Here is a 22,583-nt window from a genome sequence, read left to right as displayed (position 1 = left end):
CGCCGGATGCGCAGTCCGTGCGAGTATATTCGCTATGCTCTCTCTTGCAGTAACGGGTGTTGTCGCTGTCCTTGTGGGAATCGCGATTGGATATTGGATTCGCAGCCTCAGCTCGCGCTCGGAGCTTGATGCGAGGTCGGCAATAGCGGCATCCCTTTCGACCCAGCTGGCCGAACGCGAGAATCAACTGCGCGAGGCTGCTCAGAGGGCCGAATCCCTGGGTGTGGAAAAAGCGCGCCTGGAAGAACGCCTGACAGCGGAACAGGAATCACTGAAGCAGGCTCGCGCTGTGCTGGAGGAGAGTTTCCGCAGCGCGGCTTCGCGTGTTCTGAATGAAAACAGCCAGGCGTTTCTGCAGCTGGCACGGCAGGAGTTGAGCAGGCAGCAGCAGACGGCGGAACATTCGCTTACAGGAAAAGAACAGGCGATTGCCGAGCTGCTGAAGCCGGTCCGTGAAACTCTGCAGAAGCTTGAAGCGGGCACCCAGCAGCTTGAGGTAAAGCGCGAAGGCGCGTATCAATCGCTGAGGCAATTAGTCGAAAGTATGCAGACCTCTCATGCTGATCTCAAGCGGGAGACTTCGCAGCTGGTGTCGGCGCTGCGCGCTCCGAAGGTTCGCGGCAACTGGGGCGAACTGCAGTTGAAGCGCTGCATCGAATTCGCGGGGATGGTGGAGCATGCTTCATTCGATACGGAAGTCTTTGTGCGCGGTGATGAGAACTCCGTCCGGCCAGATTGCGTGATTCACCTGCCCAATGACCGCACGATTGTGATCGATGTAAAGACGCCGTTTGATGCTTTTCTGGATGCGATGAGCACGCAGGACGAGACGACGCGGGAGCTGAAGCTCGCGGCTCATGCTGCGCGGGTAAAGGAGCACCTGAGCCAGCTTTCGGCCAAGTCCTACTGGAAGCAGTTCAAAGACAGCCCTGATTTTGTTGTGTGCTTCCTGTCGAGCGAGGTGTTCTTCAGCGCCGCTCTGGAGCAGGACCCCGGCTTGATTGAGTTTGGCAGCAATTCGAATGTGATTCTGGCTACACCGACGACACTGATCGCGCTTCTTAAAGCGGTGGCCTATGGCTGGCAGCAGATGGAGGTCACAAAGAATGCACAGGCTATTCAAAAGGTCGGCGAAAATCTATACAACAAGCTGGCCACGGCACAGGATTACTTCGCAAAAATGGGATCGGCCCTCAGCAGCGCAGTAAAGCATTACAACAGCCTCATCGGCTGCGTGGAAGGCAGAGGCAGCGTTTTTACCTATGCGCGCAAACTGCATGAGCTGCAGATCGGGCAGGATGAACTGCCGGAGATTGGCCTGCTTGAATCCGTCACGCGCGACCTGACCGCGGAGGACTGGAAGACGGAGGAAAAACAGGAGGAACCGGGAGACAATCTTTTTCCCGAGGCGCGTTGATTCCTCAGGGTGTATCGACATCTACATCGTCGTCAGCATCTTCTGTGCATCCGGTATTGGTGGTTCTCCTTGTCCTTTTTCGTGGCTATCGATGCGAAGAACTGCAGGTCCCTCCGCTGCGTGCTTCGCACTCCGGTCGGGATGACAATTCATCTTCGTCAGCCAGCAAACTACCCCACTCAAGCCACCCCTTCGACTTTGCTCAAGGTGGGCTTGAATGGGCTACCCGGCCCGGCTTTATTTCTCGTTCGCGTCCGTAAATGAGCCCGTCGAGTGCAGTCCTGCAGGCAGGTCCGGATGCCGCTCTGCCTGTTTGCCTTCGCTGTTCAAACGCAGCAGGCGGCGTTGCATGGAGTGGCTATGTCCAGACATGTGGGCGTTCTCCGGGGCCGGTTGCACCCCGGTTGGCGGCTTGTGCTTCAGGGCAACATGCTCTTCCCGGTTGTGCGGCTCGGATTTTTTGTGTTTCTTCATGCGGCATCTCTCCGGAAAATCTCTTCTTAAAATTGAGATGCCCTTTGGGTTGCGGATGAAGCCCGCGCTTCTCTATTTCCCTGACTTTGCAAATCCGTCGCGGATGCGCTGCCATGTAGTTTCAAGATCTTCGGGCAGGACCCGCGTTTCTCCTACTACTGTCATGAAGTTGGTGTCGCCGATCCAGCGCGGGAGGACATGGAGGTGGAGGTGTCCTGCGACCCCTGCTCCGGCGGCCTTGCCAAGATTGAGGCCTATATTGATTCCTCCGGGGCTGTAGACATTGCCGAGAATTTTTTCGAGATTCTGCGCCGTGTCTATCAATTCGTGGGCGGCATCGGCGGGCAGGGCTGCCAGCGAACTTTCATGCGCATAGGGGAGAATCATGACATGACCGGAGGTGTAGGGAAAGCGGTTGAGACAGACGAATGTTTTCTCGCCGCGATGGACGATCAGTGCAGCTTTCTCTGCCTGTTCGCGCGGCATGCCGTTGGCCTCGGCGTATTTCACCGACTCAAGCATGTTGCAGAAGACGCAGCCCGTATCGCCGGGCCAGGCTGCGAGCTCGTCGGGCACGCCCTGGCGTTTTGCCGTATCGGTGGTAGTGACATAAGTGTAGCGCCATGGGGTCCAGAGACGGTCCATAGGCATTGAGTATAGGGTGTGCCGCAGTAAAATCGTATACTCTAGGCAGACACAGAGAGTGCGGACGCAGGCATGACCAATTTACAACTATTTTTCGCTGCCGGGTTCCCTACGATTGCGGTTCTCATCGGGATTCTGCTGAACCGCTCAGAGGCGAACAGCATCCGCGGCGATCTTGGCGGACGCATTGAATCTCTGCGCAGCGATTTGAGCGGACGCATCGATATGCTGACTGGCAAGGTCATTGAACTCACCGATCGCGTCTCCCATCTTGAAGCGCGCATGGGAAAATAATTTTCCTCTGCCATTTTTGAGAATCATTTTCGTTTAGTTTTTTAATATGCCTCAGGTGCAACTTGTCGAACTGCTGCAGCGCACCTTCGGCTTTCCTGCATTTCGCGCGAACCAGGAGGCAGTGTGCCAGGCGGCGGTCGATGGCCGCGACGTGTTGCTGGTGATGCCTACGGGAGCGGGAAAATCGCTTTGCTATCAGCTTCCCGCCATCGCGCGCGGAGGAACAGCGCTGGTCATCAGTCCACTGATTGCGCTGATGGAAGACCAATCGACAAAATTAAGCGCTCTGGGGCTGAGAGCTGCTCGCATTCATTCGGGACTCGACCGAGAAACATCGCGGGAGGCCTGCCGCCGCTACCTTGGCGGCGCGCTCGATTTTCTCTTCATCGCTCCGGAACGTTTGCGCGTGCCCGGATTTCCGGAGATGCTGGCAAAGCGCAAGCCAGCTCTGATTGCGATAGACGAGGCGCACTGCATTTCGCAGTGGGGGCATGACTTTCGGCCTGACTACCGCCTGCTTGGCGGCTATCTGCCTGCGCTGCGCCCTGCTCCGGTGATGGCGCTGACGGCCACGGCGACTCCGGTGGTGCAGGACGATATCATTTCGCAGCTGCGGCTTGATCAGCCCGCACGCTTTATTCATGGATTCCGCCGTAACAATCTTGCCATTGAGGTTGTCGAAATTTCGAAGCCGAGGCGTACGCAACAGACGTTGAACCTGCTCAAGCCGGATGAGCGGCGACCTGCCATTGTCTACGCGCCGACGCGCAAAGATGCCGAACTACTGGCGCAGGAGCTTGCTCTGAATTTCCCCACCGCGGCGTACCATGCCGGACTTGATCCGGAGCACCGCGAGCGCGTGCAGCGCGAATTTCTGGCGGGGAAACTGGAATCTGTGGTCGCTACGATTGCGTTTGGCATGGGCATCGATAAGCCCGACGTGCGGACGGTTATCCATACGGCGATGCCGGCGAGCCTTGAGGCCTATTATCAGGAGATTGGCCGCGCAGGCCGCGACGGCAAGCCCAGCCGGACGATCCTGATGCACTCGTATGCGGACCGGCGCACGCATGATTTTTTCTACGAGCGCGACTACCCTCCCGTTGAGGAACTTGATCTCATCTTTCGCCGGCTTGAAGCGAAGCCACGGCACAAAGATGAGCTCGCGGAAATGCTCAGGGAAAAACTGGATGGCGAAATTTTTTTAACCGCGCTCGACAAGCTGATGACGCATGGCGGGGCGATGGTGGATTTTGAGGGCAATGTAACGCGCGGAGATGGCCGCTGGCGCCAGCCGTATCTTTCGCAGGCAAACCAGCGGATGGCACAGCTTGACCGCATGATGCGCTTCGCCGAGTCGTATCAGTGCCGCATGGCCCAGCTGGTGCGTCACTTTGGAGACGAGGACGATGGGCGCCGCGCCTGCGGGCAGTGCGACATATGCTCGCCGCAGCGCGCTATTGCCCAGCGTTTCCGTTCGCTGAATGCTGAAGAACGAGAGCTGATGTTTGCTGTGCTGCGCGCTCTGCGGCAATCGGGGGCAAAATCCACGGGCAAGCTGCACCAGGAATTATGCGGCGGCAATGGTTTTTCCCGCGACCACTTCGAGGAGCTTCTGGGAGCCGTCAGCGGCGCTGGATTGCTTGCAATTGAAGATGCAGGCTTTGAGAAAGATGGCCGCAACATTGCTTATCGGAAAGCCAGCCTCACGCGCGATGGCGAGGAACTGGAAGACGATGATCCGGTTGTCATTCTTATGCGCGACAGCTCGGGTGACATTGCCGACCAGCCCGTCAAGCGGGAAAAGAAGCGCAAGGAGCCGAAGCCGGAGGCTGTACTCTCGCCCGAAGCCGAGGCCCTGGCAGAAAAATTGCGAGCATGGCGGCGCGAAGAGGCGGGCAAGCTGGGACAGCCGGCATTCTGCGTCTTCACGGATCGCACGCTGCGCGCCATTGCAGCAGCGCGTCCGCGCACTGAGGAGGAACTCCTGTCTGTCGATGGCATGGGGCCGGCAAAGATCGCCAAGTTCGGAGCGACCGTATGTGGTATCTGTTCTGAGCTATGACGGCGCTTTGCACTGCTCTGTGTGCATCTTTCGCCGGAGATTCATACTTCATATCGAGTCCTTAGACCACCCATATTGCAAATCCATGAATCTAAGGGCGGTTCAATTGACACTGCTTGTCGAGAGTTCTATCATTTTCTTATCGGGCTACATGTGCGCGGGATTCAAGCATGGGCCTGTAAATCGCCGCTCCTGCATGGTTCCTGCCTGGCGGATGTTCCCAACTGGAGACTGACTCCAAAGCCCTGTCTCCCTCTGAGATCTTCCGGCGCGGCATGCGCGCTAAGAGCGACGATTCCCGAATCTTCGTCGAACCATTTTGAATCTAAACAGGTACACGAAGAAATCTGCAGGTAGAGAGCCTTGCAGGGCGGATGGCCGGGGCCGCCGACCCTGAATCCCATTTGAGCTGGCTGTTATGGCAGACGTCCTAAATTCTGAACAAACCGAGAGCACCCCTCTGAACACCGAACTTGAAACCCCTACGCTCGAAGCAGCGACGGAGCACGCCGAGCCGTCCATTGAAACCACCCACAACCCGGAAGCCTCTTCCGCAGAACACGCCATCGCCGAAACAGAGCATTCCGTAGCCGTCCAGACTGAAGAAGAACCGGATCTGAACAGCATGGAAGACTTTGCCGCGGTGCTCGAGTCCTTTGACCGCGAGCAGGCCGCCGAAGCAGCGGCGCAGGCGTTTGACGACCAGCACATCGTGTCGGGCACAGTCATCAAGCTGACCGATAAGCATGTTGTCGTCGATGTCGGAATGAAGTCCGAAGGCCTGATTCCGATCGAGCAAGTCGTTGACCATAACGGTCAGCCGAAGCTCCAGCCGGGAGAAGCCGTCGAAGTCGTGATCGAGCGCGAGGAAGCCGAAGGCGGCTACCTGTTGAGCTACGAGAAGGCCCAGCGGCATCGCGTGTGGGACACAATCGAGAAGGCCGCCAATGAGAAGACCAATCTCACCGGCACGGTTCTGGGACGCGTGAAGGGTGGCCTGACGGTCGATATCGGCATCAAGGCATTTTTGCCGGGCTCGCAGGTGGAAGTTCGCCCGGTGCGCAATCTGGACGCATACATCGGCCAGCCGATTGAAGTCCGCGTAATCAAGCTGAACAAGAAGCGCGGCAATGTGGTTGTCTCCCGCAAGGAGATTCTCGAAGAAGAGCAGACGGCCAAGCGTTCGGAGACCCTGGAGCATCTCGAGGAAGGCAGCGTCCTTACCGGAACGGTAAAGAACCTGACCGATTACGGCGCATTCGTCGATCTCGGCGGTATCGATGGGCTGCTGCACATTACCGATATGTCATGGGGACGCCTGACGCATCCGCGCGACCTGGTCAACGTCGGCGATGAAATTCAGGTCAAGGTCCTCAAGTTCGACAAAGACAAGCAGCGCGTTTCGCTTGGGTTCAAGCAGCTCACGCCCGACCCATGGCTCGACGCCGTCGAGCGCTATCCGATCGGCGCCCGCGTTCGCGGCCGCGTGCTGAGCGTGACCGACTACGGCGCCTTCGTTGAGCTGGAACAGGGCATCGAAGGCCTCGTACACGTCTCGGAGATGACCTGGTCGAAGCGGATGAAACATCCGTCGAAGATCGTCAAGCCGGGCGATGAAGTCGAGACTGTCATCCTTGCTGTGAATCCGAACGACCGCCGCATCTCGCTGGGCATGAAGCAGCTTCTCGAGAATCCGTGGGAGCACCTGGTTGAGCGTTATCCGGCAGGAACTACGGTTGAAGGCCGCGTCCGCAACCTGACTGACTTCGGCGCCTTCATTGAGATTGAGGACGGCATTGACGGCCTCGTTCACGTCTCGAACCTGAGCTGGACGAAGCGCGTGAAGCATCCTTCGGAAGTCCTGAAGAAGGGCGAGAAAGTGCGCGCCGTGGTCCTGGGCGTGGAGCCGGAAAACCGCCGTCTCTCGCTCGGCATCAAACAGCTGCAGCCCGATGTATGGGAGACCTTCTTTGCGCAGCACCGCGTTGGCGATGTTGTCCACGGCAAGGTCCTGCGGACGGCACAGTTCGGCGCCTTCGTCGAGATTGCGGAAGGAGTCGAGGGCCTCTGCCACGTCTCCGAAGCAACGGACACGCATGGCGTTCCGGTGAAGCTCGACGTTGGCCAGGAGCACGACTTCAAGATCATCAAGATGAATCCGGATGAGAAGAAGGTCGGCCTGAGCCTGCGCGCTGTAGGCGAAGAAGCCAGCCGCGCCGATGTGGAAGCTTACAAGCAGCCCGTCTCGAGCTCAACCACGACGCTGGGTGACCTGGTGAACTGGAAGCGCGAACAGTAAGCGGTCTTTAACGCTAGAGAAACGCCATCCATTCGGATGGCGTTTTTTGTTTTCATTCCAGCGGCTATCTGGAATTCAAGAGCACGACCTTTTTCGGGCCAGAAATAAGACAGGGTTGTGGAAGAACCATCTTCGTCTGGATTCTTCGCCTTTGGCTCAGAATGACGGATTGAATTTATGCTGCCCAGGGGGGCGCGCCGCCAAGAATTGCCGCACCGGACATGTGCGCGAGGCCGTTCCATTCGGGCACGGTGAAGGCTTTCTGCGGATGCACCGTTGCTTCCACCCCTTCCTGGTGATGGCGCTCCAGCGCTTCCGTGACTCTTTCGATCGCCGCGCGCCGTTCTTCGAACGACTTGCGCTCAAAATAAAGCGCATAGCTCTGTCCGCAGATGCTGCATTTGACGTCGGCACGTTCAGAAGTTGCGAGGCAAAAGACCTGCATGCGTGTCTCCTTCATCATCGAGGCTTGCGGAGTGGAGAATGGCAGGGGATGGGAAGCGCCATTCATCTCTCCGGAGTGTTTCGATTTCGCGCACCGTTTTATTATTGGATGCTGCGAAAGGAGGATACTGCCTGTTAATAAACACAACCCGCATAAACGGATTATGAAATCTTATAACCGCCAGATTTCTGCGGTGCGTGATCTTCCCACAGGTTTGAAGAGGAAATCAAGTGGGAGGGAGTAACGAAGGTTGTCCTACTCGATTTTTGTTTTGCAGAGCGATGAGGCACTGTGAAGCCTTGCAAACTCCCGGGTTAGCTTCGCGAACCTGGGGCACCCATGTGGTCTTTCGCGAGCTTCGCCTGCACTTTCGCAAGCCAGTGGCGGTACTTCTCCGGTTTTTCTTCGCGCAGAGAGTCCTCGATCGCCTTGCGGTAGCCGCCTGTATAGATCGAATACATTACGGCTAACGCGCACCCCACTCCGAAACCAAAGCCGAAGAAGAATCCGATGATCCCGCCGCTGAAAAAATTCATGACGGTATCAATACTCTCCGCCGTCGCCGCCAAAGGCAAGATTTTCAAAGCGCGTGCACTTGGAGAGATAGGCGAGGTGTACTGATCCGGTCGGGCCGTTGCGCTGCTTGGCAATAATGATCTCAGCCTTACCCTCGCTTTCGGGATCGGGCTGGCCGTTCTCATCGCGGTTGTAGTAGGCCTCGCGGTGAATGAAGGCGACCACGTCCGCATCCTGCTCGATCGATCCCGATTCGCGCAGGTCGGACAGCATTGGTTTTTTGTCGCCGCCACGCTGCTCAGAGGCGCGGCTCAGCTGCGAGAGCGCAATCACTGGAACCTGTAGTTCCTTTGCGAGCGCTTTCAGGCCGCGCGAGATCGCTGAGACTTCCTGTGTGCGGTTCTCATACCGCTTGGCTCCCGGGCCAGCAACGCTGGCTGTCATCAGCTGCAGATAATCGACGACAATCAGGTCGAGTGATCCCTGCATCTGCCGCAGGCGCCGCGCTTTCGCGCGCATTTCCGTGAGCGAGATACCCGGCGTGTCATCGATAAACAGCTTCGACTCGGCCAGCTGTTCGAGCGCATGCGTCAGCTTCTGCTGGTCTTCGCGCAGCAGGAAACCCTTCTGGATTTTCTGCGAATCGACCAGCGCCTGCGAGGCGAGCATGCGGCGCAGCAGCGATTCCTTTGACATTTCAAGCGAAAAGATGGCGACCGTCTTTCCGCCATTTACTGCTGCGTTTTGCGCAATGTTGATGGCCCATGCTGTCTTGCCCATCGAAGGACGCGCGGCGATGATGATCAGCTCGGAGTGCTGCAGGCCGCTGGTCATGCGGTCGAAGTCGTTGAAGTGCGTGGCGAGGCCTGTGACCTCGCGGCCTTCCTTATATAGGTTGTCAATGGTTCCGAAGGAGTCGCGGACAATCTCCGGAATAGCGGCAAAACCGCGCGTGATGCCGCGCTCCGTGACTTCGAGCAATCCGCTCTCGGCTGCATTCAGGACTTCGAGCGCTTCTTCGCTCTGGTCAGCAGCGCGTGTGATTGCGGTCGAGCAGATGTTGATGAGCTGCCTTAAGAGCGACTTGTCCTTGACGATGCGGACGTATTCTTCTATCGAAGGCCGGCGCGGCAAACCTTCCGTCAGTGAGGCGAGGTAAGCGACACCGCCAATGGCCTCGACTTCCTTGCGCTTGGCCAGCTCTTCCGAGAGGGTGACGATATCGACGGCGCGGCCAGCATCGATGAGTTCCGCCATGCGGCTGAAGATGCGGCGATGCGAATCGAGGGCGAAATCGTCTGCATGCAGCTTTTCCGCGGCCTCGTTATAGGCGTGATTGTCGAGCAGGACGGCGCCCAGGATCGAGCGCTCAGCGTCGATACTCGCAGGCAGTCCCCGCTCGAATTCAATGTCGGGAGTGGTGACCATGAAATGTTAGTTTAGGCCAGTTGAGGATGCTTCAGGTCTTGTGTGTAACTTGTCCGTTATGTGTAAGTCTGGCTCATCGTCGAAGAGATATCCCGCGAAAATCAACCGCCAAGACGCTAAGCCCGCCAGAGCCCGGCTTTCAGTTCAGATGTCCATTTCGTCTAACCCACAGAAGGCGATATCATAAAAATTGCCTTTAAAGATATATATGAAACAGATGTTTACCCGTTTTCCGCTGCTGGTTGCTGCCTTCTGCGCCTGCTCGCCTTTGCTCCATGCCCAATCTGCCACTGTCACCCAGGCCACTGCCACTCCTGCACAAAGCGCGGAGATGAAAGAGATGCAGCAGCTTGAAGACAAATGGAGCGACGCTGTTGTGAAGCGCGACCAATATGGGCTGGAACTGCTGCTTTCTCCGCTCTATGTCGGTATCTCTTCGTCGGGCGAGGTTACCACGCGTAATCAGCAGATCTCGGCGCTATTTCAGAGAGGGACGGATCCGCTCACCATGGAACAGCGCGTCGTCAGCGTGCGCATGCTGGGCGATATTGCTGTCGTGAACGGGACTTACATTCTTCGCCGCAAAGATTCGACCGCCGCGGTGGAAGAGCGCGGCATCTTTACTCATGTCTTCCAGCGTGTGCGCTCCAACTGGCTCTGCATCAATGCGCAGCGGACCGTCGTGGCAGAAGAAACTCCGGGCAAGCAGAAGGTGACCAAGAAAAGCAACGCTGAGCTGCCCTTCCATGTTCCGTTTATTCATAAAGGCGCGGAGTCTACGCAGCAGCAACAACAACCGGCACAGCCGGACACGCAGACAAATCAACAGCAGCAACAACAGCCGCAGTAAATCCCATTCAAACGATGGCTTGAGTGGGATTTCCGGGATCCTGCAAAACTCCCAGGTTAGCTCCGCGAACCTGGGGCACCCATGTATAAATCTGGACTACTAGTTCCCATCAAGATTTGATAAGTGCACTTGCAGGATTGCGTCTACGCTGCGCAGAGCGTCGAGCACGGCGGGGGTTACGCTGCCGTCGATCTGGACAACGGCCAGGGCATTTCCCTGGGGGATGCGTCCGCTGCGGTCGGATCTTCCTAAAGCAAAGTTTGCGATATTGACCTTGTGGTCGCCGAGGATTGTACCCACGCGCCCGATGACGCCGGGGACGTCGCGGTTGTGGATCGTGAGCAGGTTGCCCTGGAGGGGAGCTTCAATATCAATGCCGTCGAGGCTCAGCAGACGCGCCGAGCTTCCGTGCAGCACGGTCGCAGTCGCGGTCACATCGGAGGAAGGCGTATGCAGCGTGAGCTTCAGCACGCTGCCCGCGCCGCCTGCGGCTGCTTCCGTCTTCTCCTCATGGATGCGGATGCCGCGCTCCTGGGCAACGGCGGCAGCGTTGATGCGGTTCACATTTTCGGAATGGCCCAACACTCCGGCAATGGCGGTGTTGCGGATGAGCTCGGTCTTGCCCTCGGTAATGCGGCCGCTGTAGGAAATCTGGATGCTCTCGATGCCGCCTTCGGGGAACTGCGCGAGGAATGTGCCCAGGCGTCCAGCCATCTCGATGTATGGCGCGACTTCGAGGTACTCCTCGTGCGAGAGCGAGGGCAGGTTTACGGCATTCTGTACCACGCCCAGCTTCAGATACTCGCGCACTTGCAGGGCAATCTGCACGCCGACGGCTTCCTGCGCTTCGGCGGTTGATCCGGCGATGTGCGGCGTGAGGATGACATTCTCCAGTTCGAAGAACGGCGAGTTCTTTGGCGGTTCCTGATGGAAGACGTCGAGGCCCGCTCCGGCAACCTGGCCGCTCTTGAGGGCTTCGGCCAGAGCTTCTTCCACGATCAGTTCGCCGCGAGCGCAGTTGATGATGCGCACGCCTTTCTTCATGGTCGCGATGGTCTGAGCATTGATGATGCCCGTGGTCTGCGGCGTGAGGCCGACGTGTAGCGTCAGGTAGTCTGCGTCTTTGAACAGCTCTTCGAGCGAGACCAGCTTGATTGCGTTCTCTCGTGCTACGGCTGCTGATACAAACGGATCATGTCCGATAAGCTCCATGCCAAAGCTGCGCGCGCGGCGGGCTACTTCGAGGCCGATGCGGCCCAGGCCGAGAATGCCGAGCTTCTTGTTGCGCAGCTCCACGCCTTGAAGAGATTTCTTCTCCCACTTGCCGGCGTGCATGGTGGCGTTTGCTTTAGGAACCATGCGCGCAAGGCCGAGCATCAAGCCGATGGTCAGCTCGGCGACCGCGACAGCATTGGCTCCGGGAGTGTTCATCACCACGATGCCGCGCCGCGTGGCCGCATCGGCGTCGATGTTGTCCACGCCTACGCCGGCGCGTCCAATGACGCGCAGCTTTGGAGCGGCGGAAAGCAGCTTGTCATCTACCTGCACGGCTGAGCGGACGACCAGGCCGTCGGCATCGGCAAGCGATGCGGGCAGGTCAGTGATTTGATCGTGGGTGAGAATCTGCCAGTCGGGCTCGGACTTGAAGACGGCCAGCGTAGCGGGAGAAACCTTTTCGGCGAGAACGATCTTCATCTTGCTCCTGAAATGTTTTTCGTACGAATTTCAACCAGGCTGTCATCCTGGACGAGGGATCTGTACCCTTCTTTCACATCTGTGAAGATGCAAAGAGAACAACAGATCCTTCACTGCGCTCAGGATGACAGCATTGGGAGGGCTAGCGCGCGCCGACCTCTTCCAGCGCAGGCTCAGATTTCTTTGCTGTGCGCTCCGCGTAGACCTTCTGCGCGGCAGCGAGAGCTTTTCCGAACTCAAACCCGGGCAGCTTGAGCGCGGATGCGGCCACCTGTTCGAGGGCTCCGACAATCGCGATCGTGTCCATGTAATCGAAGAATCCGATGTGAGCGACGCGGAAAATCTGGCCCTTCATCTCGCCCTGTCCGTTGGTGATGACGGCGGCGAAGCGGCTCTTCAGATCTTTTACTACTACGCCGGAATCTACGCCGGCAGGAGGCAGCACGGCAGTCGCGGCAGCGGCGGGTGCGTCAGGTGCGAACAGCTTCAGCCCCAGCGCTTCGACGGCTGCGCGGGTCATAGCGGCGCAGGTTTCCGCGTTATCGACAAGAGCCTTGCGTCCCGCGGCGAGATCGCCACCGCCTTGCGCAGCAATGTAATCGAGAGCTGCGCCGAGTGCGGCAATCAGCGCGACTGCGGGAGTGTAGGCCGACTCGCCTTTCTGCGCGTTCTTGCGCTCCTTGCGCAGATCGAAGTAGTAACGCGGATTGAGCGAAATCTCCATCGCGTCCCATGCCTTCTGGCTCACGCTCAGGTAGGCGAGGCCGGGCGGGATCATGACCGCCTTCTGCGATCCGCCGATCATCACATCGACACCCCAGGCATCGACATCAAAGTGCGTAGTACCGAGGCCGGTGATGGCGTCTACCACCAGCAGCGCCTCGCTCTTTGCCGACTTGAGCAGATCGGCCACACCTTTGACATCGTGACGAACACCGGTGGAAGATTCCGTCGCCTGCATGTAGACGGCGCGCGTCTCGATCTTCAGCGCCTTCTTGACTTCGTCGAGCGAAAAGGTCTGTCCATAGGGAACCTTGACTACATCGACTGCGCAGCCGAAGGCCTTGGTCAGCGCTTCCCAGCGCTCGCCGAACTTGCCGGCTGAGAGCACGAGCACGCGGTCACCGGGCGAAGTCAGGTTCGAGACTGAGGCCTCCATGGCTCCGGTTCCGGAGGAAGCCAGCAACAAGACATCGTTTTTTGTGCCGACAAAGGTCTTGAGCTGTTCGAGTACACGCTGATAGAGCGCGCGGAACTCCGGAGTGCGGTGATGAATATCGGCTGCGGCCATGGCGAACTGCGCGGCGGGAAGCAGGGGCGTGGGACCGGGCGTAAACAGGCGCGTTTTGCGAATCATTGTCGGAATCCTCATCTTCATTGTAGCGAGAGGATTCGCGGCGCGCTTCTCTCTATAATGAAAGGTTTGGGCCGCATACAGGCCACATTTCGGAGTAAGAGATACATGTCCCTCACTGAGCAGATTGAAAAAGACATTGTCGCCGCCATGAAGGCGCGCGAAGCTGAGCGGCTTTCCACGCTGCGCATGGTCAAGACCGCATTCAAGAACAAGGAAATCGACAAGCGCGCTCCTCTTACCGATGCGGAAGCCCAGCAGATATTGACTACGCTCATCAAGCAGCGGCGCGAGTCGGTGGAGCAGTTCACCAAGGGCAACCGGCCCGAGCTTGCGGCCAAGGAACAGGCCGAGATTGTGCTGATCGAAGGCTATCTGCCGAAGTCTGCGAGCGAAGAAGACATTAAGAAACTGGTCGAAGAAGCACTCGCCGGACAAACACTTGGCCCTAAGGACATGGGCGCGGCCATGAAAGCTGTGCAGGCGAAGATCCAGGCATCGGGGTTACGCGCTGATGGCCGGCAGGTGAGTGAGATTGTGAAAGCTCGGCTTGCTGGGAGCTAGTACAAAGCGGGTGCCTCAGGTTCCCCTGAGCAATGTCGAAGGGTAACCTGGGGTAGTTTGGGCGGTCTGCTTCTCCCGCCGAGCCGCTGTCCACCACGACTCAATCTCAACGCGTCCGACCTCACCCAACAGATAATGCCGGAAACTCGACCAGCGCCAGTCTTCGGGCTTATCGACCAGACCACGCTTCACCGGATTGCGGTGCATGTATTTCAACTTCTCGATGCGCTTTCGCTCCGAATAAACGTTGAAATCGTAATAGCGTCCCTGCCAAAAAGGCCGCGGCTCCGATTGTTTCGCTACAGACAGCTTGATGGAGTGCAACGACGCAGCCAGCAACATACCTGGCGGTTCACTGATCAATAGATGGACATGTTCCGGCATAACTACATAGCCAACCACACAAAATTCATGCTTCTGCCGAAAATCTTCTAACACCTTTTCGAAGAGATCGCGCGCTCCAGGTGAGCCTAGATACGGCTTTCGCTGATAACAACTGAATGTAATGAAATGCAGGTCGCGGGCCTGCTGGTATCGTTTTAATCCCCAGGGCATGATTGGGGAGTATAAGCAAACCACCCCAGGTTACCCTTCGACGCTGCTCAGGGGAACCTGGGGCACCCGCATCCTCGCTTCAATCGGAAGTAACTAGCCTTCCCTCACCACTTTCACAAACACCCCATCGGGCAATTCACCTTCGAGCAAATGCACCACTCCGCCTTTCACAAACCCGCGCAGGGTCTGTTGTTTCTGGCTGGGTGTACTGGCAGGAGAAACAGGCCGTCCCATTCCTTTATCCATAGCCTGATTTGCCAGCCGATCGGCGTTCTGGTTTTTTCCGCGGAGGACATGCTCAATCACAAAGCCTTCCAACCGTCCGATGCGTCGCTTCGCCTCCTCATATAAAGGACGGAGATCGGGGCTGTTCACGCGATACTGGCCCTTGACCTGCTTCACCATCAGCTCGGAGTCGGCGACTACCTTCAGGTGGCTGTGACCGTGCTCGATGGCATAGTCAAGAGCAGCGAGGAGCCCGGAATATTCGGCGAAATTATTCGTTTTCTTGCCTAAATATTCGCTTAATTCGGCCAATTTCTGCCCTTGTCCGTCTTCCACGTAGACACCATAACCTGCTGGGCCTGGGTTGCCGCGCGAACCCCCGTCGCAATAAGCGGTAATCCAGGCCGATTTTGCCTTCTGTTCACTCATCATGAGGCGAGTGTAAATGCTGTTGAGCCCACAGACGCGAAAGTCACAGACGCCGCTCACCTTCCACCCGCGAAATTCGTCTTACAGAGTGCATTTTGCACCCACAGTTTCCTGGAGTAGAAAGCATGGCTGCAGACGCACTTCGAGTCCCCGTTCCCCTGGCTGCCACAGCACATCCGTCCGGCAGGGCGGTACAATCCTCGCAACGGATGCCCACAGAAGTACGTGACCGAACCACCGAAGCCGAGCTGATTCGCGAAGCCCAGCAAGGCTCGCGCGCAGCCTTTGACATCCTGGTGCGTCAATATGACCAGGCGGTGCTGCGGCTGGCTCTCCACCTGACCGGCTCCGAGCAGGATGCTCAGGACATCCATCAGGAGGCCTTTCTGAAGGCCTTCCGCTATATCGGCAACTTCCGCTTCGAGTGCTCGTTCTATACCTGGATTTACCGGATCGTCACGAACCTGTGCCTCGATCAATTGCGCCGCCGCAAATCGCGCCGTGAAGACCCGGCGGTGATGATCGATGCCTCGGGCGAAGAGATGGATCTGCTCAGCAATGTGAGCGACAGCCGCTCCATTGCCAACCCGGATCGCGAGCTCGACCGCAAGATTCTGGGCCAGCGCATTCTGGCGGCGCTGGAAAAACTGACTCCGCGGGAGCGCATGGTCTTCGAGCTGAAGCACTATCAGGGGCTGAAGCTCCGCACGATAGGAGAAATGCTGAACACTACGGAAGAGACAGCGAAGAATACGCTCTTCCGCGCAACCAAAAAGCTGAGAGCCAATCTGGCAGAGATACGTTGAATCGACAGAAAGACCGGCAGGCGAAGATTCATCGCAATGAGCTGGCGCAAGAGAAAGAAACAAGGCAACACCTTTTGAGGACAGTGAGGTAAGGGAAAATGGCCATGAAGTGTGATCTGGCACAACAATATATCGCGCTGGCGGCTTACGGAGAGCTCTCTGACGACCTGAGCCACCAGCTCGAGCAGCACGTGAAGGAGTGCGCGGACTGCCGCCATGAGATGGAAGCTGTGCGCGGCCTGCAGGCGGCGATGTCGCTCTATCCGGTCGAGGAGCCTTCGGCGGGGCTGCTTGCGCGTGCCCGCATACGCCTGGAAGAAGCGCTCGACAATATGCCGCACAGCGGCTGGCTAGAACGCGCCGCTCAGTTCTTCAGCCGCGGCGCAGGCCGTTTGCGCTCCGCTCCGGTGATGGCATCACTGCTGCTGTTGATCGGCGCTTCGGCCGGTGGATACGGTGGCTATCGCGCCGGACTCAGAGCGCATGAAGCGGAGCAGTCGAAGCTGGTCCTGAATCTCGGGCAGCCGCCGGCCACTACCGAAGACAATCCTGCCCAGATCGCGAACGTCAGCAGCATCGCGCGCGATCCCGGCTCGAACCTGGTGAAGGTCACCTACAACAAGCTGGTTCCGGAAACGTTTCAGGGCGCGCTCGACGACCCGCGTATCCGCCAGCTGCTGCTTCTGGCTACGGAAAACAACATCAATCCCGGAGTGCGGGATGATTCGGTGGATCTGCTGGCCAATGAGTGCCGCTCCGGCCGCCAGTGCGATGACGGGCAGGTGCGCAATGCGCTGATGGTGGCGCTCCGCTATGACAAGAATGCAAGCGTCCGTCTCAAGGCCCTCGAAGGTCTGCAGCCCTACGTTGCCGAAGACATGCGCGTACGCGATGCTGTGCTCGAAACCCTGATGAAGGACTCGGATCCGCGCGTTCGCACCCAGGCCATCAGCCTGATCGAACCAGTTGAGGCCGATTCGAGCGTGCGCCAGGTTCTGCATACCGTCTCCATGCAGGACGACAGCCCGGAGATCCGCACCGCCTCACGGCAGGTCCTGCAACAGCTGCCGCAAGTACAGTGAGTCAGGGAATAGGGAATCAGGACTGTCTTCCATGTGAAAAGTGCATTGCGGGCGCGGGTCCGATTCCCTACTCCTTATTTCCCTACTTCCCTAATTTGCTATTTCCCTAAATTCCCTAATCCCCTATTCCCTTTCATGTGGTAACGTTTTCCACATCTGAAAGTCTCACAGGGTAGAAAGTACAAACAGAGGCGGTACCCATGAAACACACTTTGAGGCTGGGTTGGACGATTCTTGCTGCTGGAGTTGCGACGCTCGCAGCTGGTTATCAACCGGGTTGGGCACAACCGGTTACCGTTTTCAATGAGGCTCAGGCATATCTGTCGCATAGTTCGCAGGGGTATCTCGGCATCGATATGCACGATATCGACAATGATCGCGCCAACGCCCTGAAGCTGAAAGATGTGCACGGCGCAGAGGTTGTAACTGTCGACCATGATGCACCGGCGAACAAGGCCGGCCTTAAGATTCATGACGTTATCCTCGAAATGAACGGCCAGCGCGTGGAAGGCAGCGAACAGCTGCGCCGCATGCTGCGTGAGACTCCCGCCGGACATACCGTTCACTTTGTTATCAGCCGCGATGGGCAGCAGCAGAATATCTCCGTTGAACTGGCCGACCGCGCCAAGATTGAAGCGAATGCATGGTCGCAGCACTTTACTGTGCCCGACCCGAGCGAAGCTCCGATTATGAACGGCCTCGCTCCTCCGTCATCTTCGCGCGGCTTCGGCAATGGATTCTTCGGAGTCTTCAGCACCAACAGCGTCTATATCGGCGCCGACGTGGACGCGATCAACACGCAACTGGCAAATTACTTCGGCGTGACCGATGGCGCGGGCCTGCTGGTGAAGAGCGTCGACGAGAACAGCCCGGCAGCCACTGCGGGGCTGAAGGCAGGCGACGTCATCACCAAGGTGAATAATGACCGTCTGGCCTCGCGCTCCGACTGGCTCAAGGCGCTGCACAACAATCGCGGCAAGCAGGTACAGCTCACAGTCATGCGCAACAAGAAGGAACAGACACTGAACCTGCAGGCCGGAGAACCGAAAAAGAAGGGCGAGCTGGATTTTCCCGAGATACGAGCGGAACAGGAAGCCTATATCGCGTCCACATTGAACAATATAGCCAGAGAAAATATTCTTGGCGGGTTTGCCGGAAATACCGATGCGGCTCTTGCACAACGAGCTGATGCTCTTGTGAAAAGCTTCGAGGCCGAGACCCAGAAACTCAAGAGCATGCAGCAGCAGCTCGAAAACCTGCAGAAGAATTTCAGTCCGCAGATGTATTAGGGCTTTGTCTCACTCAAGCCAAACGAAGAACCACCCACCCTGCTCGTTCAGAACACGGATTCACACTGCTTCGATATTCACGCGTACACGACAGCCGATTGCTGTGGCAATGTTCACCAGTGCATCCAGCGAGAAACGAGAGACACGCCCCCGCAGCAGATCATTCATGCGTGGCTGTGTGATACCGCAATGGCGCGCTCCCTCTGCCTGTGTCCAGCCGTTCTTTTTCACAATGGCTGCAATCTGGTGCATGAATTCCGCCCGCGCGCGCAGGTTCGCGGCTTCTTCGGGAGTATCGGCAATAGCATCCCAAACGCTGGCATATTTTGCAGGCTTCTTCATTTGCGTTTCCCTTCTAGCTGGCTGAACCGTTGTTTTGCTAACTCCAGATCGTGCCGGGACGTGGCCTGGGTCTTCTTCTGAAAAGCGTGCAGCACATAGACGGCATCTGGCAGGCGAGCGGTATAGATAACGCGGAATGCGCCTGACTCGTCACGGATTCGCAACTCTTCAACGCCTTTGCCAATAGTCGGCATCGGCTTGAAATCGTCCGGTTGTTCGCCACGCTGCACCAGTTCCAACTGGTATCCCGCGTCGTGGCGGGTATTGACTGGAAACTCGCGCAACCGTTCGAGTGAGTCTCCCAGGAACCGGATCGACTTATCTGCGAATTATATCAATATGGATATAATCAGCAAGAGAAGCTACTGGGTATACGTCTTGTCAACAATTCCGAAAGTAACATTTTGCTGTAAGTTGCTGGTTTCCAAAAACATCTGTTACAACGATCAATGACATGATATTTCCTCGCTTCCTGATATCCTGAAAATAAGAATGAAAGAGATAAAAATCCGCCTGAACCCGGCGGCTTTTTATTTGCCTGGAATCAGGACTTTACATGGAATCTGCTTGTTTTCAATACTTTGCCGCATTGAAGACAGAAGCCATGGTTTTTCAAAGACTTAACACCTCCCCCAAGGGGAGGGAGGGGTCGCATGGAAAACCAGATGGCGGATTCCGCTGAGCCCTTATCCAGCCCCGTTTGACCCTTCCAGACTGCCGCTCCCCGGGAATCCCTCGCATCCCGCTATCTCTCTGTGTTTCAATAAGAAGAGAATGCCCGCAGCACGCCAGCAGAAACTGAGCTACCGTCTTAAAGCGGCCACCCGCAAGGCGCGTGAGCTGTCCCTTGTGGGGCATGCGCTTGCCTCGACGCGGCACCCCGTAATGGCGCAGATTGTGCCCATGCGCCGGTGCAACCTGGCATGCGCCTATTGCAATGAGTACGACGACGTTTCGAAGCCGGTGCCAATCGCCGAGATGCTGCGCCGCATCGACCACCTGGCGCGCCTGGGCACGAGCATCATCACCATCTCGGGGGGGGAACCCCTGCTGCACCCGGAGCTCGACCAGATCATCGCCCGCATCCGCCACCATGGCCGCCTGGCGGGGATGATCACCAACGGCTACCTGCTGGTGCCTGAGCGCATCCAGCGCCTGAACAAGGCGGGGCTCGACCACCTGCAGATTTCGATCGACAATGTACAGCCCGACGAAATCTCGAAGAAGAGCCTCAAGGTCCTTGATAAGAAGCTGCAGTGGCTCTCGGAACACGCTGATTTTCACATCAATATCAACTCAGTTGTGGGCGGCGGCATCAAGAACCCTCAGGATGCACTGACGATCGGCAGACGCGCGCTCGAGCTTGGCTTTACCGCCACGATCGGCATCATCCATGACGGCGATGGCCAGCTGAAACCGCTGGGCGGTGAAGAGCGCGCCGTGTGGAATGAGATGCGCAGCTGGAAGAAGAAGAACTACTCGCAGTTCAACAAGTTTCAGGAAGCGATTGCCAACGCCCAGCCCAATGACTGGCGCTGCCGCGCCGGATCGCGCTACCTCTATATCTGCGAAGACGGGCTCGTTCACTACTGCTCGCAGCAGCGCGGGTATCCTGGCGTCCCGCTGGCGGAATACACGAAGGCCGACGTCAAGCGCGAATTCCTGACGGAGAAGACCTGCGCACCGCACTGCACGATCAGCTGTGTTCACCAGATCTCGTACATCGATCACTGGCGCGCTCCGCAGGTATCGAGCACTACCCCCGGCAGCGCAGCCGGTCTCGTCAACATCGAGCTCTGAGTTGCCTCAGGGCTAAAGCTCTCGCCTACCGTCTGTCACAAATCCGCGAGCTATCTCGTCTTGGCTGCGGAGGGAAAATCAGATGGATTTCTATGTAGTCATTGGCGGCGGACTGGCGGGACTCACAGCGGCGAACGCGCTGGCTGGGGACGGCAATAAAGTCACCCTGTTCGAACAGTCCCAACATTTTGGGGGACGAGCTCAGACTCAGGAGCAGCACGGTTATTTCATGAATCTGGGGCCGCATGCGCTCTACTGCGGCGGCATTGCCATGCGTACGTTGCGTGAATGGGACATACCATTCTCCGGAAATTTCCCCCCACAAGGCCAGCGCAGTTATTTTGTGCGCGAAGGCAGGCTGTATCCGGCACCGCGTGATGTGAGCAGTTTGATGACGACGCGCCTGTTCAGTCTTCGGGAAAAGCTGGAGGCGGCACGCCTCTTCAGTCTGTTTACCGGCGACGATGCTGCAGATGGCGAAACCATGCGGCAGTGGATTGATCGCCACATCCGTTCAGAGCATGTGCGTGAATTTGCTGCGACCATCACTCGTATTGCCACGTATTCTCCAAACCCCGAACACCTGAGCGCCAAGGCCGCGCTGGCACAGATCGCGATGGCGATCAAACACAACGTCTGGTATCTCGACGGCGGATGGCAGACTCTGATCGACGGCTTACGCGACCGCGCCCTATCACTTGGAGTTGAAATTCGCTGCGAGCATGTCACTTCGCTCGATGCCTTGAAGGCTGATGGCATCGTGCTTGCGGTTGGTCCGGCAAGCGTGGAGAAACTGACCGGCACTGCTGTTCCTGATCAGCAGCCGCTGCGCATGGCTACATTGGATATCGGCCTCAAAAAACTTCCGTCAAATGCCGCTCATGTGGCTTTTACGCTCGACCGTCCGTTGTATTTTTCTGTGCACTCAGAGTCAGCGCGGCTTGCTCCTGAGGGTAGAGCGCTTGCTCATGTTGCGAAATATCTGGGTGATTCGCAGCCTGACCCGGGCGCTGTCCGCGAAGAGCTTGAAGACTATGCTTCGCTGGTGGCACCTGACTGGCAGCGTGAAGCTGAGGTTATCCGTTTTCTCCCGAACCTCATCGTCACACCCATGATGCCGGCTCCAAAAGGGCGTCCTGACGTGGATTTTCTTGGTCATGAGAACATCACTGTTGCCGGCGACTGGGTCGGCGATGAAGGAATGCTCGCCGATGCTGCCGTGGCCAGCGCACTCAAGGCCGCAGGCGTGATACAACGGCGCAAGGCAATGGTTGCGTAGCTTATGAATCGCGAAGCTATTTTTCTGGAGCTGAAACCGATGCTCTTTTCGCTTGCTTATCGCATGCTGGGCATTCGCGCCGACGCGGAGGATGTTGTGCAGGAAACATATCTCCGCTGGCGCGATGCCGCGGACTCGGAGATTCGCTCGCCTCGCGCATTTCTTACTACCGTGACGGCGAGGCTCTCGCTCGATGCGCTGAAATCGGCACGGCGTAAGCGTGAGGTATATGTGGGCCCATGGCTTCCCGAGCCGCTGGTCGAACCATCGGGGGCGCACTCGCTCGAAGTAGCCGAATCGCTTTCCATTGCCTTTCTGCACCTGCTTGAATCGCTTTCGCCTTCGGAGCGGGTTGCATTTCTGCTCTATGAGATTTTCGAAATGCCGTATTTCGAGCTTGCCTCTTTGCTTGAGACTACGGAAGCCAATTGCCGCCAACTGGTGACTCGCGCCAGAAAACATATCCAGGAGAAAAAGCGGCGCTTTTCTGTGGACAAGGAACACCATCGCAGCGTGCTGGAAAAATTTATCCATGCCTGCGCCTCCGGCGATCCAGCACAATTAACCAATCTGCTGCATCAGGATGTTGTGCTCTACTCCGATGGAGGCGGAAAGGTACGAGCCGCACTGAACCCCATTTTCGGCGCGGACAAAGTCATACGTTTCTTTGCAGGCGTTATGCAGAAGAATGCCGGCTACGCCTACTCGGCGAAGCTGGCGGAGGTCAATG

At 57.5% G+C, this 22,583-nt stretch carries 23 protein-coding genes; 12 read left to right on the top strand and 11 right to left on the bottom strand.

The window, feature by feature from the left end; translation table 11 throughout:
* On the top strand, nt 1–1,417 hold a 1,417-nt coding region (locus AC5S16_RS22880), incomplete at its 5' end, for a DNA recombination protein RmuC (protein WP_493932443.1).
* Nucleotides 1,418–1,654: 237 nt separating this feature from the next.
* Here AC5S16_RS22880 and AC5S16_RS22875 read toward each other — a convergent pair.
* Nucleotides 1,655–1,891, bottom strand: coding sequence for a hypothetical protein (locus tag AC5S16_RS22875; RefSeq protein ID WP_493932442.1), 237 nt, complete (start codon nt 1,889–1,891; stop codon nt 1,655–1,657).
* A gap of 72 nt (nt 1,892–1,963) precedes the next feature.
* The gene (locus AC5S16_RS22870; RefSeq protein ID WP_493932441.1) at nt 1,964–2,536 is read right to left on the bottom strand and encodes an HIT family protein; all 573 of its coding nucleotides are present in this window, start codon (nt 2,534–2,536) and stop codon (nt 1,964–1,966) included.
* 72 nt (nt 2,537–2,608) lie between these two features.
* On the opposite strand from AC5S16_RS22870, the gene AC5S16_RS22865 reads away from it, so the two are divergent.
* The 3 genes from AC5S16_RS22865 (at nt 2,609) to AC5S16_RS22855 (ending at nt 7,194) form a co-directional block, all read left to right on the top strand.
* The gene (locus AC5S16_RS22865; RefSeq protein ID WP_493932440.1) at nt 2,609–2,830 is read left to right on the top strand and encodes a hypothetical protein; all 222 of its coding nucleotides are present in this window, start codon (nt 2,609–2,611) and stop codon (nt 2,828–2,830) included.
* 46 nt (nt 2,831–2,876) lie between these two features.
* The gene (locus tag AC5S16_RS22860) at nt 2,877–4,895 is read left to right on the top strand and encodes a RecQ family ATP-dependent DNA helicase (protein WP_493932439.1); all 2,019 of its coding nucleotides are present in this window, start codon (nt 2,877–2,879) and stop codon (nt 4,893–4,895) included.
* Between the two features lie 418 nt (nt 4,896–5,313).
* The gene (locus AC5S16_RS22855; RefSeq protein ID WP_493932438.1) at nt 5,314–7,194 is read left to right on the top strand and encodes a 30S ribosomal protein S1; all 1,881 of its coding nucleotides are present in this window, start codon (nt 5,314–5,316) and stop codon (nt 7,192–7,194) included.
* A gap of 175 nt (nt 7,195–7,369) precedes the next feature.
* Here AC5S16_RS22855 and AC5S16_RS22850 read toward each other — a convergent pair whose 3' ends face one another.
* The 3 genes from AC5S16_RS22850 to dnaB form a co-directional block, all read right to left on the bottom strand.
* A complete protein-coding gene (locus tag AC5S16_RS22850) occupies nt 7,370–7,705 on the bottom strand; it encodes a hypothetical protein (RefSeq protein ID WP_493932437.1) in 336 nt (111 codons plus the stop codon).
* Between the two features lie 248 nt (nt 7,706–7,953).
* Nucleotides 7,954–8,175 (bottom strand): hypothetical protein, encoded by a 222-nt coding sequence (locus AC5S16_RS22845; protein ID WP_493932436.1) that lies wholly within the window; start codon nt 8,173–8,175, stop codon nt 7,954–7,956.
* Between the two features lie 7 nt (nt 8,176–8,182).
* Nucleotides 8,183–9,583, bottom strand: a complete 1,401-nt coding sequence (dnaB, locus tag AC5S16_RS22840) for a replicative DNA helicase (protein WP_493932435.1) — start codon at nt 9,581–9,583, stop codon at nt 8,183–8,185.
* Between the two features lie 217 nt (nt 9,584–9,800).
* Between dnaB and AC5S16_RS22835 the strand changes: the two genes are divergently transcribed.
* Entirely contained in the window at nt 9,801–10,433 is a 633-nt protein-coding gene (locus AC5S16_RS22835; RefSeq protein WP_493932434.1) for a nuclear transport factor 2 family protein, read from the top strand.
* A 99-nt stretch (nt 10,434–10,532) separates the two neighbouring features.
* Here AC5S16_RS22835 and serA read toward each other — a convergent pair whose 3' ends face one another.
* Both serA and AC5S16_RS22825 read right to left on the bottom strand, forming a co-directional pair.
* The gene (gene serA / locus AC5S16_RS22830; RefSeq protein WP_493932433.1) at nt 10,533–12,128 is read right to left on the bottom strand and encodes a phosphoglycerate dehydrogenase; all 1,596 of its coding nucleotides are present in this window, start codon (nt 12,126–12,128) and stop codon (nt 10,533–10,535) included.
* A gap of 142 nt (nt 12,129–12,270) precedes the next feature.
* Nucleotides 12,271–13,485, bottom strand: a complete 1,215-nt coding sequence (locus AC5S16_RS22825) for a pyridoxal-phosphate-dependent aminotransferase family protein (RefSeq protein ID WP_493932432.1) — start codon at nt 13,483–13,485, stop codon at nt 12,271–12,273.
* A gap of 105 nt (nt 13,486–13,590) precedes the next feature.
* On the opposite strand from AC5S16_RS22825, the gene AC5S16_RS22820 reads away from it, so the two are divergent.
* Entirely contained in the window at nt 13,591–14,046 is a 456-nt protein-coding gene (locus AC5S16_RS22820) for a GatB/YqeY domain-containing protein (RefSeq protein WP_493932431.1), read from the top strand.
* A gap of 15 nt (nt 14,047–14,061) precedes the next feature.
* Here AC5S16_RS22820 and AC5S16_RS22815 read toward each other — a convergent pair whose 3' ends face one another.
* Nucleotides 14,062–14,601, bottom strand: coding sequence for an REP-associated tyrosine transposase (locus AC5S16_RS22815; RefSeq protein ID WP_493932430.1), 540 nt, complete (start codon nt 14,599–14,601; stop codon nt 14,062–14,064).
* A 93-nt stretch (nt 14,602–14,694) separates the two neighbouring features.
* The gene (locus AC5S16_RS22810) at nt 14,695–15,315 is read right to left on the bottom strand and encodes a ribonuclease HI family protein (protein WP_493932429.1); all 621 of its coding nucleotides are present in this window, start codon (nt 15,313–15,315) and stop codon (nt 14,695–14,697) included.
* A 65-nt stretch (nt 15,316–15,380) separates the two neighbouring features.
* On the opposite strand from AC5S16_RS22810, the gene AC5S16_RS22805 reads away from it, so the two are divergent.
* The 3 genes from AC5S16_RS22805 (at nt 15,381) to AC5S16_RS22795 (ending at nt 18,432) form a co-directional block, all read left to right on the top strand.
* A complete protein-coding gene (locus AC5S16_RS22805) occupies nt 15,381–16,061 on the top strand; it encodes an RNA polymerase sigma factor (RefSeq protein WP_493932428.1) in 681 nt (226 codons plus the stop codon).
* Nucleotides 16,062–16,165: 104 nt separating this feature from the next.
* Nucleotides 16,166–17,143 carry an anti-sigma factor family protein gene (locus AC5S16_RS22800; RefSeq protein ID WP_493932427.1) on the top strand — a complete coding sequence of 326 codons (978 nt, stop codon included), beginning with the start codon at nt 16,166–16,168 and terminating at the stop codon, nt 17,141–17,143.
* A gap of 200 nt (nt 17,144–17,343) precedes the next feature.
* On the top strand, nt 17,344–18,432 hold the full coding sequence (locus AC5S16_RS22795; RefSeq protein WP_493932426.1) for a PDZ domain-containing protein: 1,089 nt from the start codon (nt 17,344–17,346) through the stop codon (nt 18,430–18,432).
* Between the two features lie 60 nt (nt 18,433–18,492).
* Here the strand turns inward: AC5S16_RS22795 and AC5S16_RS22790 are convergent, their stop codons facing one another.
* Nucleotides 18,493–18,774, bottom strand: a complete 282-nt coding sequence (locus tag AC5S16_RS22790; RefSeq protein WP_493932425.1) for a helix-turn-helix domain-containing protein — start codon at nt 18,772–18,774, stop codon at nt 18,493–18,495.
* Nucleotides 18,771–19,058 carry a type II toxin-antitoxin system RelE/ParE family toxin gene (locus AC5S16_RS22785; protein WP_493932424.1) on the bottom strand — a complete coding sequence of 96 codons (288 nt, stop codon included), beginning with the start codon at nt 19,056–19,058 and terminating at the stop codon, nt 18,771–18,773. Before AC5S16_RS22785 ends, AC5S16_RS22790 begins: the two co-directional genes overlap by 4 nt.
* 490 nt (nt 19,059–19,548) lie before the next feature.
* On the opposite strand from AC5S16_RS22785, the gene AC5S16_RS22780 reads away from it, so the two are divergent.
* From AC5S16_RS22780 to sigJ, 3 genes are all read left to right on the top strand, one after another.
* A complete protein-coding gene (locus tag AC5S16_RS22780) occupies nt 19,549–20,574 on the top strand; it encodes a radical SAM protein (protein WP_493932423.1) in 1,026 nt (341 codons plus the stop codon).
* A gap of 82 nt (nt 20,575–20,656) precedes the next feature.
* Nucleotides 20,657–21,853: a phytoene desaturase family protein gene (locus tag AC5S16_RS22775; protein ID WP_493932422.1), complete on the top strand. Its 1,197-nt coding sequence runs from the start codon at nt 20,657–20,659 to the stop codon at nt 21,851–21,853.
* A gap of 3 nt (nt 21,854–21,856) precedes the next feature.
* The coding region (gene sigJ / locus AC5S16_RS22770) for an RNA polymerase sigma factor SigJ (RefSeq protein ID WP_493932421.1) at nt 21,857–22,583 on the top strand (727 nt) is incomplete at its 3' end.

This window comes from Acidobacterium sp. FHG110202_01, assembly GCF_059115305.1.
The sequence above is the reverse complement of the archived record's forward strand: the minus strand, read 5'-3'. Positions and strand labels throughout refer to the sequence as shown.

What these genes read in the sequence shown, in the direction of transcription:
- AC5S16_RS22875 (WP_493932442.1), bottom strand. Translation starts at nt 1,891, where the DNA reads ATGAAGAAACACAAAAAATCCGAGCCGCACAACCGGGAAGAGCATGTT.
- AC5S16_RS22870 (WP_493932441.1), bottom strand. Translation starts at nt 2,536, where the DNA reads ATGGACCGTCTCTGGACCCCATGGCGCTACACTTATGTCACTACCACC.
- AC5S16_RS22865 (WP_493932440.1), top strand. Translation starts at nt 2,609, where the DNA reads ATGACCAATTTACAACTATTTTTCGCTGCCGGGTTCCCTACGATTGCG.
- AC5S16_RS22860 (WP_493932439.1), top strand. Translation starts at nt 2,877, where the DNA reads ATGCCTCAGGTGCAACTTGTCGAACTGCTGCAGCGCACCTTCGGCTTT.
- AC5S16_RS22855 (WP_493932438.1), top strand. Translation starts at nt 5,314, where the DNA reads ATGGCAGACGTCCTAAATTCTGAACAAACCGAGAGCACCCCTCTGAAC.
- AC5S16_RS22850 (WP_493932437.1), bottom strand. Translation starts at nt 7,705, where the DNA reads ATGAATGGCGCTTCCCATCCCCTGCCATTCTCCACTCCGCAAGCCTCG.
- AC5S16_RS22845 (WP_493932436.1), bottom strand. Translation starts at nt 8,175, where the DNA reads ATGAATTTTTTCAGCGGCGGGATCATCGGATTCTTCTTCGGCTTTGGT.
- dnaB (WP_493932435.1), bottom strand. Translation starts at nt 9,583, where the DNA reads ATGGTCACCACTCCCGACATTGAATTCGAGCGGGGACTGCCTGCGAGT.
- AC5S16_RS22835 (WP_493932434.1), top strand. Translation starts at nt 9,801, where the DNA reads ATGTTTACCCGTTTTCCGCTGCTGGTTGCTGCCTTCTGCGCCTGCTCG.
- serA (WP_493932433.1), bottom strand. Translation starts at nt 12,128, where the DNA reads ATGAAGATCGTTCTCGCCGAAAAGGTTTCTCCCGCTACGCTGGCCGTC.
- AC5S16_RS22825 (WP_493932432.1), bottom strand. Translation starts at nt 13,485, where the DNA reads ATGATTCGCAAAACGCGCCTGTTTACGCCCGGTCCCACGCCCCTGCTT.
- AC5S16_RS22820 (WP_493932431.1), top strand. Translation starts at nt 13,591, where the DNA reads ATGTCCCTCACTGAGCAGATTGAAAAAGACATTGTCGCCGCCATGAAG.
- AC5S16_RS22815 (WP_493932430.1), bottom strand. Translation starts at nt 14,601, where the DNA reads ATGCCCTGGGGATTAAAACGATACCAGCAGGCCCGCGACCTGCATTTC.
- AC5S16_RS22805 (WP_493932428.1), top strand. Translation starts at nt 15,381, where the DNA reads ATGGCTGCAGACGCACTTCGAGTCCCCGTTCCCCTGGCTGCCACAGCA.
- AC5S16_RS22800 (WP_493932427.1), top strand. Translation starts at nt 16,166, where the DNA reads ATGAAGTGTGATCTGGCACAACAATATATCGCGCTGGCGGCTTACGGA.
- AC5S16_RS22795 (WP_493932426.1), top strand. Translation starts at nt 17,344, where the DNA reads ATGAAACACACTTTGAGGCTGGGTTGGACGATTCTTGCTGCTGGAGTT.
- AC5S16_RS22790 (WP_493932425.1), bottom strand. Translation starts at nt 18,774, where the DNA reads ATGAAGAAGCCTGCAAAATATGCCAGCGTTTGGGATGCTATTGCCGAT.
- AC5S16_RS22780 (WP_493932423.1), top strand. Translation starts at nt 19,549, where the DNA reads ATGCCCGCAGCACGCCAGCAGAAACTGAGCTACCGTCTTAAAGCGGCC.
- AC5S16_RS22775 (WP_493932422.1), top strand. Translation starts at nt 20,657, where the DNA reads ATGGATTTCTATGTAGTCATTGGCGGCGGACTGGCGGGACTCACAGCG.